Raw genomic sequence first — 16,117 nt, forward strand, 5'->3', positions numbered from 1 at the left:
ATACTTCTATTTCAAATAATCCGCCAAAAAACTATTAGAATCCTTCAAAGCTTGTACAAAGCGTTTCGCCACTTCATTTGCGCCCAGGGCCGATAAATGCGTATCATCCGTTTTTCCTTCAGGATAAAAAGGATGTTCCCCAGAAGCGAAATGAAGATGAAGTTTTTTGGAATCCTCCACTCCATAAGACTCTTCCATTTGTTCTGTTAAATACTGCATATCGACAAAAGGAATCTCAAATTCCTGAGCAATCAACCTTACCTCCAGAGGATACGCACCATGCGTATCTGCCAAAGTACCTTGCTCGTTAAAATTTCTCCTTACAATAGAAGAACACAAAATTGGTCTTGCTCCTTTATCCTTCGTTTCCTGAACCATTTTTATTAAATTATACCGATATGCCGTATGAGGATTGGTATATCTTTTTGGATCGTTTTCCTTTTCATCATTATGCCCAAACTGAATAACAACCACATCTTTTGGTTTTAATTTGGCAACTACCGAATCCCAACGTCCTTCAGCAATAAAACTTCTGGTACTGCGTCCGTTTACTGCATGATTTTCCACAGTCACCTTATCGTTGAAAAATGGCGGCAACACTTGCACCCAACCATGCTCTGGATTTTCTTCTGGATCCTTCTTATCTGCCATTGTAGAATCACCCACAGCATAAATTGTAATAGCCCCTTGCGGTTCTACAACCTGTCCACTTAGCTTTTGACAGCCTATCAACACTGTTAGCAGCAACAATATTTTAAAATAGTTCATACCACTCTTGTTCATTACTTTTTGGATATTCGCCCAAGATGTTCCTTTTCGTATATTTCTTTGCTTCTTTCTTATTTAACTGATGCGACCACGGCACTCTTTGTACTGGATGAAATCCTTCTCCCTTACAATTGTATTCGGCATAAAAGGCATTTTTTTCTGCTTCAGGTTTCGACCAATTATGCCAACCTTCAGGAAGAATATGCCCTTCCATTTCGCAATTCAAAAACACGGTTTGCGCATAAATACGCCACGGCCTTCCCAAATACACTTCTGTCACACCTTTTTCTGCAGTCAACTTACAGTTTAAAAAAACATATCCAAAACTAGCGCCTTTAGGAGTAGATGCCGCCGTTATATATGAATCCTTTTTACTGTGTATTACACAATTCTCGAAGAGTGCCGTAGCCCCTCCAAAAATAAAGTCAGTCGTGCCATCAATATAACAATTCTTATAATATTGCTTCCCAATCCCTGAGGCATACAAAGTATCCTGATTTCCTAAAATATTACAGTTATTTATTATAACACGATCGGAAAACACGGATAAAGCAACAGCCTGCCCAACATCACCCGACGTATTTTGAATGGTCAAATTCCGAGCTTCAAAATCGTTAGCCTCCACCAACATGGTAGGAGTAAAAAAGGTAGAATTTCTTCCAAGATTAATTTTATCAAAATAATCGTCGTAGGTGATAATTGTATGCTCCTTACTTTCTCCAACCAATGACAGGTTAGTATTCCACTCATGTATCTTTACCTTTTCATAATACACCCCATTTTTCACAAAAATGGTTATGCGATCATACGGAAACGACTTTGTATTATTAATAGCCTCTTGAATACTGGCATATTCTCCAGAACCATCTTTAGCCACCACCATATAACGTTCATTCATTGGTTTTTTATGAATGATTTGCGCTTCTTTCCCGTACTTCTCTTTCCATTTTGGGTAACGTTTCAACACCTCTTTAGGCTCATTAGTGTACCACGCATAACCATTTCTTCGCTCAGCACCAATTTCAGCCATTGAATACTTTTTAATCCCATCACGATCGCAGAAGAAAGGCCTGTTATCCTCCAATTCCATAAAGCGCGCCCAAATAGCTTCGGCATTAGGATCCTGAACCATTATTTTATCAGTTAATTTCCCAGAATCATCATAATACCGTTCTTCTCGCAAACCTTCAATCTTTACCTTTTTAAACCAAACCACAGCCGCATCTACAGCCTTTACTACTTCAGGGGAAGGCTGATCTAAAGCCATTAAAAGCAACACAATGTTAGCCGATTCCTTCCCACTTAAAGACGGCAATTCATAAGCCCTTGCCTTAGCAGGCGAATAAGTTGTCTCATCATGTTGGGCACACCATCCTGTTAAAACCCCATTTTGAACATACTGTGTTTTTAAGATACAGTCAATGCCCTTTTCAAAAGCAATATTTACCTTAACTAAAGTTGTTTCATCTGGTTCTATGGAATAATACCCCGACTTATTTTTTAATTCCAAAAGCAGCTTCATGATATTGGCCATGGAATCGTCATTATAGGTGATATATGAATAATACCCCTTTTTAAGTGGATAAAACTGAGGCCAGCCTCCGTTGTCATATTGGGCTGCCAGTAAATAATCCACGCCTTTTAGAAAGGCCTCTTTATATCTTTCATCGGGAATTTGACGATACATTTTAGAAAGAAAACGCATTTCCTGAACCGTACCACCATTATCTGTCGTACAGCCTTCGCCCTGAGTTTTCAACTCCTGCAACTCCTTTTTTTCATTTGAATTCAAAGGCAAATGCATTTGGATGTTTTTGGGCCAACCACCGATATCCCGTTGGTATAACAGAACATTTTCGGCTATTGTCTTGGCTTCTTCCGAAGCAAACCATTCACCTTCTTCCTGATAAATTATTGCCCTCCAAGATTGGTCATGTACTTGGGCCAATACGCTCAAGTTCACCGTTAAACTTATGGCTAAAAATAAAGTATAATATATCTTCGTTAATTTCATTTTGATTCAAAACTGAAGACTAGTCTTCCTTTTAATTAATCTTTCAAACTTTCTAATGGAATCCTAGTAAATTCTACATCTTCCTTATTCGTAGTATAGGAAACATAAAGATACCCATCATGCACCATCGATTTGGGATAATGGTACCCCAATCGTTTGTATTTTCCTTCATAACGCAGTGGTTGAATACCTTCCTCTCCCCTTCTAAGCACAAATGACCTATCAAAAAACTTTCCATCTTTGCTCAAAGAAATTGCCAAGGGCATCCGCATTTTTGAATGCACAGGATTATTTACCAAATACGCTGTACCATCTGGCAAATTACCAGCACTTTGTTTGGAGCGCGAATCTGGCATTTCGGTTAACATTGGACTCGTCCAAGTTTCACCAAAGTCATGACTTACAGATGCCATAGAAAAAAACGAACTGAACTGATCTCTAAAAACCATCACCAATGTCTGATCGTTTTGACTAAAACAACTTGGTTCGATTTCCCGAGATACATCATTTTTGGAGGAACTATTTGAAAAATCAGCCCTAATCCAACCTCTTACACCCGAAGGATCATCCGTAAAAATGGGAGCAACGTGTAATCCTGGTTGAAAATGAGCTGCATTAATAATCCTTCCATTTTCCAAACTACGTGGGTCTTGCTCAAATACGCCTTGCATAGAAGAACCATCTTTCATTAATACCGGCTTTTTATTAGACCAATGCATGCCGTCCACACTCGTTTTATAATAGGCAAAACCTCCTTCGGGCACTAGTTTTGATGGCCAAACATTGAAATAGGCCACCAAAGTATCCCCATTTCTCCACCATCCACCAGAGGTGCTATAGCCCTTAGGTTGTGTCTCCGCTAACACCATTGGCTTAGACCAAGAACGACCATCCTTACTTCTACTGTAAGCTACCCATGTATCTTCTGAGTCTTCATCTTGTTTGGAGCTTTGCCACTGACAATACAAGTAGCCATTAAAAGCTGTCATAACAGCGCCATTACTAAAATGATCGGCACTATCGGACGGTTTAAACACAGAAAAAGTTTCAATTCCCTTAGGTGTTTTCAAACCCAAATCAGCAACTTGCAAAGAATCAAATAAGCCTGATTTCACGGAAAAAGGAAGTTCGGTAGATGACTCTAACTTGCAGCCTTGAAACAACAAGCAACTACCCTCCAAGAACAACGATAACATCAATATTGCCGTTGATTTCTTCATTATTCGGTAAATCTAATCCAATCAATATCCACACTACCTGCATCGTTGATAACACCATCGCGCAATGCCAAAAAGCCTATTTTACTTCCTATCCATTTCCCTTCTCTAGATTTAAAAGAAGTTCCTATCGATTTAAATTTCTTACCATTTTCACTATAGAAGAATTCACAAATACCATTTTTTCTAACCTTCACCTGAAGATAGAAGGTATTATTTTTTAATGCTACGGAAGAGTTTTCCTTTTCAACACCATTTTTATCGGCATTCATGCAAGTTACCTGAGACAACCTTAATTTACCTGATTGCTGTTCCACCTTAAGATAACTATAATCCAATCCCATGATCAAAAACCCAACTTGCTCACCATCAAAACGAGCATTGAAAGTCATTTTGGTGGTTGCCGTAAATTCTTCCGAAGGAAACTTTTGAAGTAATAAATTGGGAGCATCCATTAAATTCTGAGCGTCTCCTTTGGGCATGCAATACATGGTGTAATGTCCCATACTTGTTGGAAAACCCCAATACACTTTCGGGTTGGCATGCCACTGCCATTGCAATCCTAAAGCAGGATTATTGAACTCATCAGAATCTGGAGGTGTTACTTTGGAATAAGTCGCTCCTACATTTGGTTTTTTATAAGAAACCATAGGAACTCCAATACCGTCACCATCCTTATCCTCTCCAATAACAGGCCAGCCATCAACCCACTTCATAGGCTGCAAATGGACAATTCTACCATACGTGCCTTTATCCTGAAAATGTATGAACCAATCTTCTCCTTTTTGCGTTTGCACCCAAGCTCCTTGATGAGGCCCATTAATGGAAGTCTTTCCTTGATCCATTACCTTGCGCTTTTCATAAGGCCCATAAATTTGCTTAGACCTCAGCACAGTTTGCCACCCAGTTGCCACTCCACCTGCAGGTGCGAAAATATAGTAATAGCCATTGTGTTTGTAAAATTTAGGTCCTTCTATTGTTGGTTCTTCCTCATGTCCATCTATAATCATGACCTCATCATCATTGGCGACCGTACCTTCAGCATTCATGGTGCAAATTACCAGTAGACTTTTAATCCCTGCCCTACTTCCTGCAAATGCATAGGCTAAATATACTTGGCCATCATCGTCCCAAAGAGGTGTCGGATCAATCAAACCTTTTCCGCTTTTTACCAAAATAGGCTCAGACCAGTTAGCCTTGGGATCTTTAGTCTTGACCATGTAAATACCATAATCCGGATCGGGATAGTAAATGTAGAATTCACCATCATGATATCGAATGCAGGGCGCCCAAACGCCATTTCCATGTTGGGGCTTATCAAACACCTCATAAGGCGGTTGTTTTGGCAATGCATAATTGATCAATTCCCAATTCACTAAATCTTTGGAATGCAAAATGGGCAAGCCAGGCACACAATTAAACGATGAAGAGGTCATATAATAATCGTCTCCCACCCTTACAACATCAGGATCGGAATAATCGGCATGAAGGATTGGGTTTTTATAGGTCTCATCACCATTGTCCGCTACCCAAACCTGAGATAATGGTGTGGAATTTTGCGCAGAAAGACCCAAGTATAAGCAGGATAAAAATAAACTAATTGCTAGTTTCATAAATGTGAGGAAAGCTTTTTGATTATTGATTCAATTCCAAAGCGGCCATGATAAATGGTCCAGTCCCCTTAGGATCATTAGCTCTAATTTTTTCTCCGATGTAGTATTCAAAAGTACCGTCACGGTAAGGATTTCCTCCCAAACCTGCTACGGCACAACACTTATTAAGATTTACCATGCCATCGGCTTCAACAGTTACAAAAGTGTCCAAAACACCCTGAAACCCTTTTTGAGCGTAGGCCAAATATGATTTTGGCAGATAGCCTTTGTTAACTCCTTTAGCCAAGGCATAGGTGAACATGCAGCTACCTGTAGCCTCCAAATAGTTTCCTTCTCTTTCAGGCATGTCCAATACTTGATACCAAGTACCGCTCTTGTCTTGATATTTCACAATAGCCTCGGCGTATTGGTTTAGGTACTTGATAATTCGCTCTCTTCCCGGGTGGGTTTCTGGCAAAAAATCCAATACATCCACTAAAGCCATCCCGTACCAGCCCATACCGCGGGACCAAAAGTTTTGGGACAGACCAGTTTCCTTGTCGGCCCACTTTTGCTCTTTGCTCTCATCCCAACCATGATAATACAATCCTGTTTTTGGATCTCTATTATACTTTTCAATTAAATCAAATTGAAGCACGATTTTGTCAAAAGTTTTTGCTGCCTCGGCACCATCCATAAATGTTGTGGTATACTTGGCATGAAAAGGCTCTGCCATAAAAACTCCGTCCAACCACATTTGGTACGGATATATTTTCTTATGCCAATAGCCTCCCTCTGAAGTCGTAGGCTGCCCCTCCAATTGCTTATGAAGGGTGTCCATGGCCATTTTGAATCTCGGCTGCTGCTTTTTATTGTACAAATAATACACAGCATCTCCAGATTTAATCATATCCAAATTATAATTACTAAGCTTATAGGTATCAATTGTTCCATCTTCGGCAATCATCCTGTCGGCATAATCGTAGATATAATCAAACAAACGTTCATCATGATTTTGCTCATAAACCCTAGACATGGCCTGCAACACCAAGCCGTTCGTATAACTCCATCTTGGCTTGTCACGAAAATCAAGCTTAGTAGGATCTGGAAAACGCACAATTTCGGACAAGGCCATACGCTCAGACCATTTTAAATTCTTTGGAATTGTCATTTCTTTTTGAGGTTCTTCTGCAGCTACAACCTCCTTTTTATTTCCTTTACAGCTCATTGCCCCCATTAAAACGGCGAGAACAAGAACTGATTTTACATACTTTTTCATTTGTTATTTCTCATATTTTTTAATCACCAAATATTTCAATTCGGTTTCTCCGGCATTACTAATACCGTGCATGCTGTTTGACGGACAATACAAACTGGTATTGGCACCCACCACTACTTCCTTTCCATTTAAATGAAATCTGGCTGTCCCTTCCAGAACATAAAAGAATTCATCTTCGACATGTTTATGAGGCGCATGGGTTGATTTTCCTGGTGCCACCACACTCATTTTAATGGTCCTTCCGTCTAGGAAATCCTTGTCTACAAACCAATATTGATAACCAGCTTTGGTAGACACTGTTTGGTCTTTTGAGAAGGTATTGACGCAATCCTCAATAGTGAATGATGTTTCTTGTGCACAAAGCATTTGGATTCCTAAAAAAAGCCCTCCAAAAAGAAACATTTGGACACCTCGTTTCATTACAAGGTATTGTTATTTAATTCTGACAAAAGCCCATCTAAATACGTCAAGAAACCTTCTTTTGTAGTAATACCATCTTTTTCTTTTTCCCAAGCTCCTAAGAAATAAAATGACACTGCTTCTGTTGTTGGTTTGAACACCACAATGTGGTCATGAGGTCCTTCTACAACTTGATCCACTGTTGACTTTTTATAGAATACGGCCATCCCCAAATTATCAGGTACCAAACTTTGCTCACCATAAGTTGCAATGTAGACCCAATCTGAAGTATCGCTTTCCTTCTGTATTAAATCAATTCCATCAAACTTTACAATTCCGGTACAAATTCCTGAAATTGCTTTTGAAGGCGTCATGGTATGTTTAGTCATTCTACTATCAGGCTGAATGCTCAATTGTGATTTTAAATCGATTTTATCATCCATGGTCTTCCATCCAAAATAGTCTACATTCACCACAGACCTGCTTGCCATATTCTCAACATTGGCAAAGGTAGAATCCACTTCATTGAAGTGCAATACTTCCTTGCCATCATATCTTCCTAAAGAACCAACTCCCATGGATTTTCCTGCCTTTAAGATGTCCATTCCCCAGGACTGCAATTCATGGTACGAATCAAAACCATCTTGCCCAACTTGAGACAAGACCATCTCATCGGTTACCTTTCCAAAAATGTCAATGGCATTTCTCCAATCCAGATATAGTCTGTAACCCACTTTACTGCTTTCCCAACCTGGACCTTCATAACGGATATACCAAGAATGGTCTGTATGTTGCTCTGGAACCTTTAGAGATGCTACATTTTTAAATGACGTTCCACCACTGTATTCCTTATGATCTCTAGGACCATCTATCCACTGGCCTCCTTCGGCAATGGAAATCTCGGCATAGGTTTTAGGCGTTTCAACTACCTCTTTTACCACTTCGGGTTCTTGAGTTGCTTCTGCTTCTTTTGAAGCTGATTTATCTTTACAGGACACCCCAAAAATCATCAACAAAAGGAGTATGGTACTTATTCTTGTCATAATATTTTATTTTTAATTATTGGAAAACACGGTTTTTAAAAATTGATCCACACTTAACAACACCTCATCAAACCAAGGCTGAAACAACCAAAAGGTATGCGGTGCATTGTGTATGGATTTTATCTCATAATATATATCATTTTGTTCTAAAATTTCAACAAACTCATCTCTTCCCGCTTGAAATCTCTCAAAGTCACTTTTGATGAAAAGTGAAGGCGGCGTATTTTCATTGACATGCGAAAGTGCCGAAGCTTGATTCCAGATTTCAGGACGCTCTTGGTAAGTGCCTCCCAACCATTCTGAAGACAAAGTGCCTTCCTCTGATTTGGGATGATGAAATGCCAAAACCCCATCTAAATTAATTAATGCTTCAACATTAGATGAAATTTCTGAAAGGACATCTATATCCTCAAATACTAAATTTCCATTGGTAGTGGCAATTAACGAGGCCATTTGAGCACCCGAAGAACACCCCAAAACAGCGATCTTGGAAGCATCCACCCCGAAGGATTCCGCATTAAATCGTACATATTTTACAGCCGACTTGACATCTTTGATTCCTTCTGGGAATTGCGCTTCAAGCGACAATCGATATTCAACTGTAAAGCAAACCCATCCCTTTTCTGCCAACTGTTGAGCTAATGGCTGCTGCATGGTTTTATTCCCAGATTTCCATCCGCCACCATGAACCAAAATAATTGCCGGCCTCAGTTCCTTTTGAGGTTTAAAAAACGCATCCAAATGTAGATCTCGCCCACCAATACTTTTATAAACAATATCTCTTTGCGCTACCACTTCAGACTCGGCTTTCAAGGTGACCAATTCAATTTCAGGGTATTTTTTTTGAGCTTTCAAAAAGGCACTTCGAGAGGTATAACTAGTATCTAATGGCTCCCTATATTGAGCCATGGTTTGCCCCATAGCAAACAACACTAATACTATTTTTAATAGATTTTTCAAAGTCATTTTCAAGTTACAGCTTTCAAAAAATAGGAGCTTGATATAAAATTATCAAGCTCCTACCCAACTAATTCAAATATGCAAACACTTCTAATTGCATTTCAATTTAACCTCTAACAAATATGCAATTACAATATTATGAACAGGTTGGATGTTATGGAAAATCGGCACTACCCGACTATTGAAATCTTTTATCTCTAAATGATCAAAATATCCCATACATACTCCTACCATACTTTAGTTACACACCCATCTACAAACTTTCATCACATCTGTTGCTTAGTTTGTGATAAGTTCCCCATTGATATGGGTATTGATAAACTTCATGTTTTCCACATTTTCCAATGAATACACCGAATCTACTTGTTCGATAACAACATCCTTAAATGTGATATTTTGCACTGGTGAATCTGGATATCCTTTAGCCAAGATTCCAAATTTACCCCCATTCTTAACCTTTATATTTTCCAAAGAAATATTTTTAACCGTTGGAATAAATTCTCCTGTTTGGTTAGAATAAGTCGCATAAAAAAGGTTCACTCTAAGCACGGCTTCCTTGACCTGGCCAACTTCTACATTTCTCACATACACTCCATCTACAACACCACCTCTTCTGGAATTGGTTTTAATACGAATGGCACGATCCAAATGAGGACTGTCCATACTACAATCTTCTACATATACATTAGACACTCCTGCAGACATTTCACTTCCAATCACTACACCACCATGACCATCAATCATTTTACAATTCTGCACCACGATATTTTCGCTTTTGATGCCAACACGTCTGCCTTCGGCATCTCTTCCTGCCTTAATCGCGATACAATCATCACCAGTATTGAATACACAGTTTTTAATGATGACATTTTTGGAATATTCAGGATCACAACCATCATTGTTAGGTCCATGACTTTCGACAGTTACACCATCTACAATTACATCATTGGACTTTATCGGGTGAATCACCCAAAAAGGGGCATTGACAATTTTCACCCCTTGAATAAGCACATTGCTACACTCAAATGGCTCTAAAAACGTTGGACGCAAATAGTGTCCTTCACCAAAAACACGTTCGGCGACCGGCACTCCCGTTTCTCCCATTTCCATCAATCTAGGCAAATTCAAACTATCGCGTTGGGAAGCCATCCCTTCTATCCAACCATACTCCTCTTTTTTGCACCATGGCCACCAATTCTCATTGGAAGCCTGCCCGTTTAAAGTTCCTTCTCCGGTAATGGCAATATTCTTTTTTTGATAAGCATATATTAAAGGTGAATAATTCATCAACTCAATACCTTCATAAGACGTGTGCACCAATGGATAATCTTTAGGATTGGTACTGAACAAAATTTCGGCACCAGCTTCCAAATGCAAATTGACCTTATCTTCCAAATGAATTGGGCCTGACAAATATTTTCCCGAAGGCACTACAACTTTCCCTCCTCCTTTTTGAGAACATTCCTGAATAGCTTTCCTAAAGGCCTCCGTATTTTCTGTTGTTCCATCTGCAACTGCTCCATAATCCAAAACACTAAAAGTCACATCCGGAAAATTGGGAACTTTAACCTGTTCAACAATTTTTTGCATCGCTTCCCAAGGCCCATCCTGCTGGCTCATTTCTGTAGTTTGCTGCTTTTTTTCAACACATGAAAAAAAGCACACTATCGCCACAAACACAAACATTACGAGATTAATAAAACTAAGTTTAGATAGATGTGCTTTTAACATATGGTTCATTTCAACTTTCTTTAATTTCTTTCTAAAATGCAATCGATTACCCAAACCTAATTAAAATGTCATGAGCAACCAAATTTTTTTCAAAAAATATTATATTAGTAGCAAATAACAGATTCGATTTTTTTTAATTATCTATTTTTAAGCTGTTTTTTTTATAAATTGTAAAAATTCACGCGAAAACAACTAATTTCAAAACATCTAGGTAATCGATAACATTGCAATGAGCACAAGTCCAATGCTTTTGCTTATGTTTGCACAATCATTATGTAACGTTACTTTTAATGAACAAGAAAACAACTATCTACGACATTGCCAAAAAGCTGGACATTACAGCTGCCACGGTATCCAGAGCCCTTAACAATAACCCAAAAATTAGCAAAGCCACAAGGGAGCTGGTACTAAAAACAGCGCAAAAAATGAACTATGAGCCAAATAAATTGGCCGTAGCCCTTAAAAGCGGCAAGAGCAATAACGTAGGTGTAATTGTCCCTAGAATTGACCGTAATTTTTTCTCAACCGTTATTCGTGGCATTGAGGAAGAGTTGCACCCGCATGGGTACCATGTTATCATTTGCCAAACCCATAACGATCAGGATTTGGAAGCCAAAAATCTAGAAGCTCTGTTGAACGCACAGGTTGATGGCATAATGATTTCTGCCTCCAACGTTGCTTTAGATGAAAATCATATCATCCATAAAATCATCCAAAAGAATGTTCCGTTAATTTTCTTTGACCGTAAAAAGAACATTCCGGGAGTAAGCTCAGTAACCATCAATGACTATGAAGCAGCATACAATGCTACCAAACATCTTATAGACCAAGGATGCCAACACATTGCCCACATAGGAGGAGATCGCAGCATTGAAATTTACGACGAGCGTTTTTCAGGATACAAACAAGCTTTGATTGATAATGGCTTTGAATACAACGAAGACTATGTGGAATTGGTTAGAAGTAAAGTGGAAGAAGGTAAAAAGGCTGCCAAAAAGTTAATGAAACTAACCCCCAAACCGGATGGCATTTTTTCATCCAGTGACCCCGTTATTCTGGGAGCGATTCAAGAAATGACAGCACAAGGCGTAAAAATCCCAGAAGATTGCGCCGTAGTAGGGTTTAGTAACGAACCTTTTACAAAGTTTATGGAGCTACCTATTACTTCTGTAGACCAATCGCCTTTGGAAATGGGAAAAATAACCGCACAAGTATTTTTGGAACAGGTGAACAACACCAATAATGTAAAGGTTGAGAAGAAAGTGGTTCTAAGTCCTGAATTGATGATTAGAAAATCTTCATTAAAAAAAGGCTAGACCAGCCACCGCTCCTAATTAACATAAAAACATTTATATAACTGTATATTTTCAGTTAACTATTCCCATTGGATACAAATCCAAAATTAAATCCAAAACCTGATATAGAATTTGTCTTTTATTTTCAAAGATGATACCAATAGACACCTCTCAATAAACACATTCTTCCTCTCCCAACAATTTGCATCAACACTCCTTCATCAATTACAGGCAATACGTTTTAACATATTCACAATCGATTACTCTCTATAATCCAAGAATTTTAGACTCCATTCTTATACAATCAACATGAAATTGGAATCCAAGTTTATAAAATAACACCTTTACCGTTAAAATTAGTATGAAATCATATTTCGGTTAAAAAAACTTTATAAAAGCCACCCTAGCTGCAGATTATCACATCGATATTTCAAGGCCTTTCAATTCATAATTTTTAAAAAAAATTAACAAAAAATTGTATTTTTCAAAATATATGATAACTTTGGGTAATCGATTACATATCATACTAATATTCTAAACTAACTCATTTTATGCACAACAATTTAATTGATGCTTTGTTTTTACACTCTCTAAGGAGAAAAACAAAGGGACTTTATCCATTAAAGTTTCATTCGATAATACTATTGTTCACATTCCTTTTTAGTGCGGCAACTTTACACGCACAAAGTATTACCGTTAAGGGAACGGTGACGGATGGCGAACTGGGAGGCCCCATGGTAGGCGCCACCATTTTGGTTAAAGGCTCCACCAATGGAACAACAACCGATTTTGATGGGAATTACTCCCTAACAATTGAAAACGCCAATGCTACCCTAGTATTCTCATATACTGGATTTGCTACTCAAGAAATCCCTGTTGCAGGACAGACAACAATCAATGTTACTCTTGAGCCTAGTCTGGAATCACTGGATGAAGTAGTAATTATTGGGTATGGTACTTCAAAAAAATCAGACCTAACTGGTTCCGTAGTAGCCATTGACGGGGATGACTTAGCTGCCCAACCGATAGCAAGCGTTGCAGAAACCCTTACCGGTCGACTTGCCGGGGTACAGGTAGTATCTTCAGAAGGTTCACCAGATTCTGAAATAAACATTAGGGTTCGTGGTGCCGGATCTATTACTGGAGACAGTTCTCCTCTAATTATCGTAGACGGCTTCCCGGTACCAAGCATGAGCGATATTTCTCCTTCAAATATTGAAAACATCAGTGTTTTAAAAGACGCTTCTTCAACTGCCATTTATGGATCTAGAGGTGCCAATGGGGTTGTAATCATCACAACAAAAAGTGGGAAATCTGGTAAAATTTCTGTGAGTTACAATATGTTTTATGGCTTTAAGGAAATTGCCAATACAATTGACGTGTTAAGCCCTGAAGACTTTGTAAAATGGCAATACGAATATGCCTTACTAGATGACCAACCAGAAACCTATGAAGAATATTTTGGATCCTATGAAGATTATGATCAATATATAGGTATGGAAGGCAATGATTGGCAAAGACAAATTTATGGGCGAAAAGGTGAAGTACAAAGCCGTGATTTAGCCATTAGAGGAGGAAGTGAGTTGATCAACTACAACTTCAACTACGCCTTATTTGATGAAAAAGCCATTATGGTTGGCTCAGATTTTAAAAGAAATAACGTCTCGTTAGCTTTAAAAAGCAAACCAAGCGACAAAGTAGATTTATCTTTTACTGTACGTTATGCAGATACTGAAGTAAATGGTGGTGGTGCCAATGAGCAAAATGAAGTATCTTCAGCAGATGCGCGTCTAAGACATAGCGTTGGATACTCTCCAATTCCATTACCTGGCTTAACAACCACCAATACAGATGAAGCCTTATCTTCTTATTTGGTGAATCCGTTTGTTGCTGTAGATGACAACCAACAAAGAAAACTAAGCGAAAACCTTAACATGACGGGGAGCTTTAGCTGGGACATCCTCGAAGAGCTTACTTACAGAACAGAAGTAGGTTTTAACAAAAGATATGATTTAGATTATCGTTTCTACGGAAGATCTACCTACTACGCTAGAAACAGGCCTGAGGTTGAAAATCAAGAAAAGCCAGCATTGAGAATACGCGACCGCAAAAGAGAGGGCTTTAGAAATGCTAATACTCTTAACTATGACTTCAAGAAATTACTAGGGGACACTGACAATCATCACCTAAAAGTATTATTGGGAGAAGAAATGATTGTGAACAAAAACCACTTGGTAGAAAGCGAAATTCATGGGTTTCCAAAAGATTTTGATTTTCAAACCTCTCTTAATTTAACAACGCAAGGAGACCCTTTTTCAGTAGATAATTTTTATAGTGCTGATGACAAGCTACTCTCCTTCTTTGGACGTGTGAATTACGACTTTAAAGACCGCTATTTATTAACGGCTACTTACCGTATGGATGGTTCTAGTAAGTTCTTAGGAGACAACCGTTGGGGGTACTTCCCATCTGCAGCATTGGGGTGGAAAATTTCTGAAGAAGCATTTTTAAGTGATTCTTCTTGGCTAGATTTATTAAAATTAAGATTAAGTTATGGTGAAGTTGGAAACAACAACATTCCTACCGCACAAACTTCTCTGGTCTTCCAGTCTTCAAATACATCGTATTTAAATGACATCCCTAATTATTGGGCAGCATCCAACATTATGCCTAACCCAGACTTAAAATGGGAAACTACCGTATCTCAAAACTTTGGTCTTGATTTTGGTTTTTTCAAAGGGACTTTGAGTGGTTCATTTGAACTCTACAAAAACATCACAGAAGATCTGTTAATTAGATTCCCAACACCAGGTACGGGTTATGATGCCCAATATAGAAATATGGGAGAGGTTCAAAACACTGGTTTAGAAGCCTCCTTAAACATTGCAGCCATTCAGAAAGAAAACTACGGATTGAACCTTTCTTTCAATATGGCTATGAACAAGAATAAAATCAATTCATTGGGAATCATGGAAAACTTTGGTGAAAACACCAATTGGGCTTCATCCCAAATAGGGAATGATTATGCCGTTTATGTAGGTGAATCTATTGGAACCATGATTGGCTATCAAAACGATGGAAGATATGAAGTATCAGATTTTAGTTATGATGCAGCCACTGGAGAATACACTTTATTACCTGGGGTTGTAGATAGCGGAGCTGCATTAGAAGACGAAGTGCAGCCAGGATCTATGAAATTAAAGGATATTACTGGTGATGGCATTGTTAATCAAGATGATATAGGCATTATTGGTGATTCCAATCCAGACCTAACCGGAGGTTTTGTACTTAACGCCTACGCTTATGGCTTCGACTTGACTGCAGCATTTAACTATAGCATTGGAAACGACGTCTACAATGCCAACAAAATTGAGTTTACAACCTCCAATGAAAATGGTCAGTACAGAAACTTGAGCACCCAAATGGCCGATGGTGTTAGATGGACCAATCTAAATCCAGAATCTGGACAACTAGTTACCGATCCTGAGGCATTAGCTGCACTAAACGCCAACACAACCATGTGGTCACCTTACATGTCAAGATATATGTTTACGGATTGGGCAGTTGAAGATGGTTCTTTTTTACGATTAAATACCTTAACTTTAGGCTATACCATTCCTAACGATTTATTAGAAGCTACTGGAATCACCAAATTAAGGTTTTATGCTACGGCTAATAACGTATTTATAATTACCAATTATTCAGGACTTGATCCAGAGGTGTCAACTAGAAGAAACACACCTCTAACCCCTGGGGTGGATTATTCTCCATATCCAAGAAGCAGACAATTAGTATTTGGTTTTAACCTAAACTTTTAAT

11 protein-coding genes are annotated in these 16,117 nt (G+C 38.6%); 2 read left to right on the forward strand and 9 right to left on the reverse strand.

Annotated elements, in window-relative coordinates; translation table 11 throughout:
- Positions 1-6: 6 nt before the first annotated feature.
- The 9 genes from AC6I5C_RS01585 to AC6I5C_RS01625 all read right to left on the reverse strand — a co-directional run bounded on the left by AC6I5C_RS01585 (position 7) and on the right by AC6I5C_RS01625 (position 11,012).
- A complete protein-coding gene (locus AC6I5C_RS01585; protein WP_497903624.1) occupies positions 7-768 on the reverse strand; it encodes a rhamnogalacturonan acetylesterase in 762 nt (253 codons plus the stop codon).
- A complete protein-coding gene (pelA, locus tag AC6I5C_RS01590) occupies positions 755-2,782 on the reverse strand; it encodes a pectate lyase (protein ID WP_497903625.1) in 2,028 nt (675 codons plus the stop codon). The genes AC6I5C_RS01585 and pelA overlap by 14 nt, the downstream gene beginning before the upstream one ends.
- A 35-nt stretch (positions 2,783-2,817) precedes the next feature.
- A complete protein-coding gene (locus AC6I5C_RS01595; protein WP_497903626.1) occupies positions 2,818-4,002 on the reverse strand; it encodes a sialidase family protein in 1,185 nt (394 codons plus the stop codon).
- The gene (locus tag AC6I5C_RS01600; protein ID WP_497903627.1) at positions 4,002-5,612 is read right to left on the reverse strand and encodes a glycoside hydrolase family 43 protein; all 1,611 of its coding nucleotides are present in this window, start codon (positions 5,610-5,612) and stop codon (positions 4,002-4,004) included. The genes AC6I5C_RS01595 and AC6I5C_RS01600 overlap by 1 nt, the downstream gene beginning before the upstream one ends.
- Before the next feature lie 22 nt (positions 5,613-5,634).
- A complete protein-coding gene (locus tag AC6I5C_RS01605; RefSeq protein ID WP_497903628.1) occupies positions 5,635-6,870 on the reverse strand; it encodes a glycoside hydrolase family 88/105 protein in 1,236 nt (411 codons plus the stop codon).
- 3 nt (positions 6,871-6,873) lie between these two features.
- Positions 6,874-7,290 (reverse strand): cupin domain-containing protein, encoded by a 417-nt coding sequence (locus AC6I5C_RS01610; protein ID WP_497903629.1) that lies wholly within the window; start codon positions 7,288-7,290, stop codon positions 6,874-6,876.
- Positions 7,290-8,312, reverse strand: a complete 1,023-nt coding sequence (locus AC6I5C_RS01615) for a DUF4861 family protein (protein ID WP_497903630.1) — start codon at positions 8,310-8,312, stop codon at positions 7,290-7,292. Before AC6I5C_RS01615 ends, AC6I5C_RS01610 begins: the two co-directional genes overlap by 1 nt.
- A gap of 12 nt (positions 8,313-8,324) precedes the next feature.
- Positions 8,325-9,272, reverse strand: coding sequence for an alpha/beta hydrolase fold domain-containing protein (locus AC6I5C_RS01620; protein WP_497903631.1), 948 nt, complete (start codon positions 9,270-9,272; stop codon positions 8,325-8,327).
- Between the two features lie 279 nt (positions 9,273-9,551).
- Positions 9,552-11,012, reverse strand: a complete 1,461-nt coding sequence (locus tag AC6I5C_RS01625; protein ID WP_497903632.1) for a glycoside hydrolase family 28 protein — start codon at positions 11,010-11,012, stop codon at positions 9,552-9,554.
- 281 nt (positions 11,013-11,293) lie between these two features.
- Between AC6I5C_RS01625 and AC6I5C_RS01630 the strand changes: the two genes are divergently transcribed.
- Positions 11,294-12,319, forward strand: coding sequence for a LacI family DNA-binding transcriptional regulator (locus AC6I5C_RS01630; protein WP_497903633.1), 1,026 nt, complete (start codon positions 11,294-11,296; stop codon positions 12,317-12,319).
- 530 nt (positions 12,320-12,849) lie between these two features.
- Positions 12,850-16,116: a SusC/RagA family TonB-linked outer membrane protein gene (locus tag AC6I5C_RS01635; RefSeq protein ID WP_497903634.1), complete on the forward strand. Its 3,267-nt coding sequence runs from the start codon at positions 12,850-12,852 to the stop codon at positions 16,114-16,116.
- Position 16,117: the final 1 nt, after the last annotated feature.

The sequence above is a fragment of the Mangrovimonas sp. sgz306409 genome, from assembly GCF_059735265.1.

What these genes read in the sequence shown, in the direction of transcription:
- pelA (WP_497903625.1), bottom strand. Translation starts at nt 2,782, where the DNA reads ATGAAATTAACGAAGATATATTATACTTTATTTTTAGCCATAAGTTTA.
- AC6I5C_RS01625 (WP_497903632.1), bottom strand. Translation starts at nt 11,012, where the DNA reads ATGAACCATATGTTAAAAGCACATCTATCTAAACTTAGTTTTATTAAT.
- AC6I5C_RS01605 (WP_497903628.1), bottom strand. Translation starts at nt 6,870, where the DNA reads ATGAAAAAGTATGTAAAATCAGTTCTTGTTCTCGCCGTTTTAATGGGG.
- AC6I5C_RS01635 (WP_497903634.1), top strand. Translation starts at nt 12,850, where the DNA reads ATGCACAACAATTTAATTGATGCTTTGTTTTTACACTCTCTAAGGAGA.
- AC6I5C_RS01630 (WP_497903633.1), top strand. Translation starts at nt 11,294, where the DNA reads ATGAACAAGAAAACAACTATCTACGACATTGCCAAAAAGCTGGACATT.
- AC6I5C_RS01615 (WP_497903630.1), bottom strand. Translation starts at nt 8,312, where the DNA reads ATGACAAGAATAAGTACCATACTCCTTTTGTTGATGATTTTTGGGGTG.
- AC6I5C_RS01610 (WP_497903629.1), bottom strand. Translation starts at nt 7,290, where the DNA reads ATGAAACGAGGTGTCCAAATGTTTCTTTTTGGAGGGCTTTTTTTAGGA.
- AC6I5C_RS01585 (WP_497903624.1), bottom strand. Translation starts at nt 768, where the DNA reads ATGAACTATTTTAAAATATTGTTGCTGCTAACAGTGTTGATAGGCTGT.
- AC6I5C_RS01595 (WP_497903626.1), bottom strand. Translation starts at nt 4,002, where the DNA reads ATGAAGAAATCAACGGCAATATTGATGTTATCGTTGTTCTTGGAGGGT.
- AC6I5C_RS01600 (WP_497903627.1), bottom strand. Translation starts at nt 5,612, where the DNA reads ATGAAACTAGCAATTAGTTTATTTTTATCCTGCTTATACTTGGGTCTT.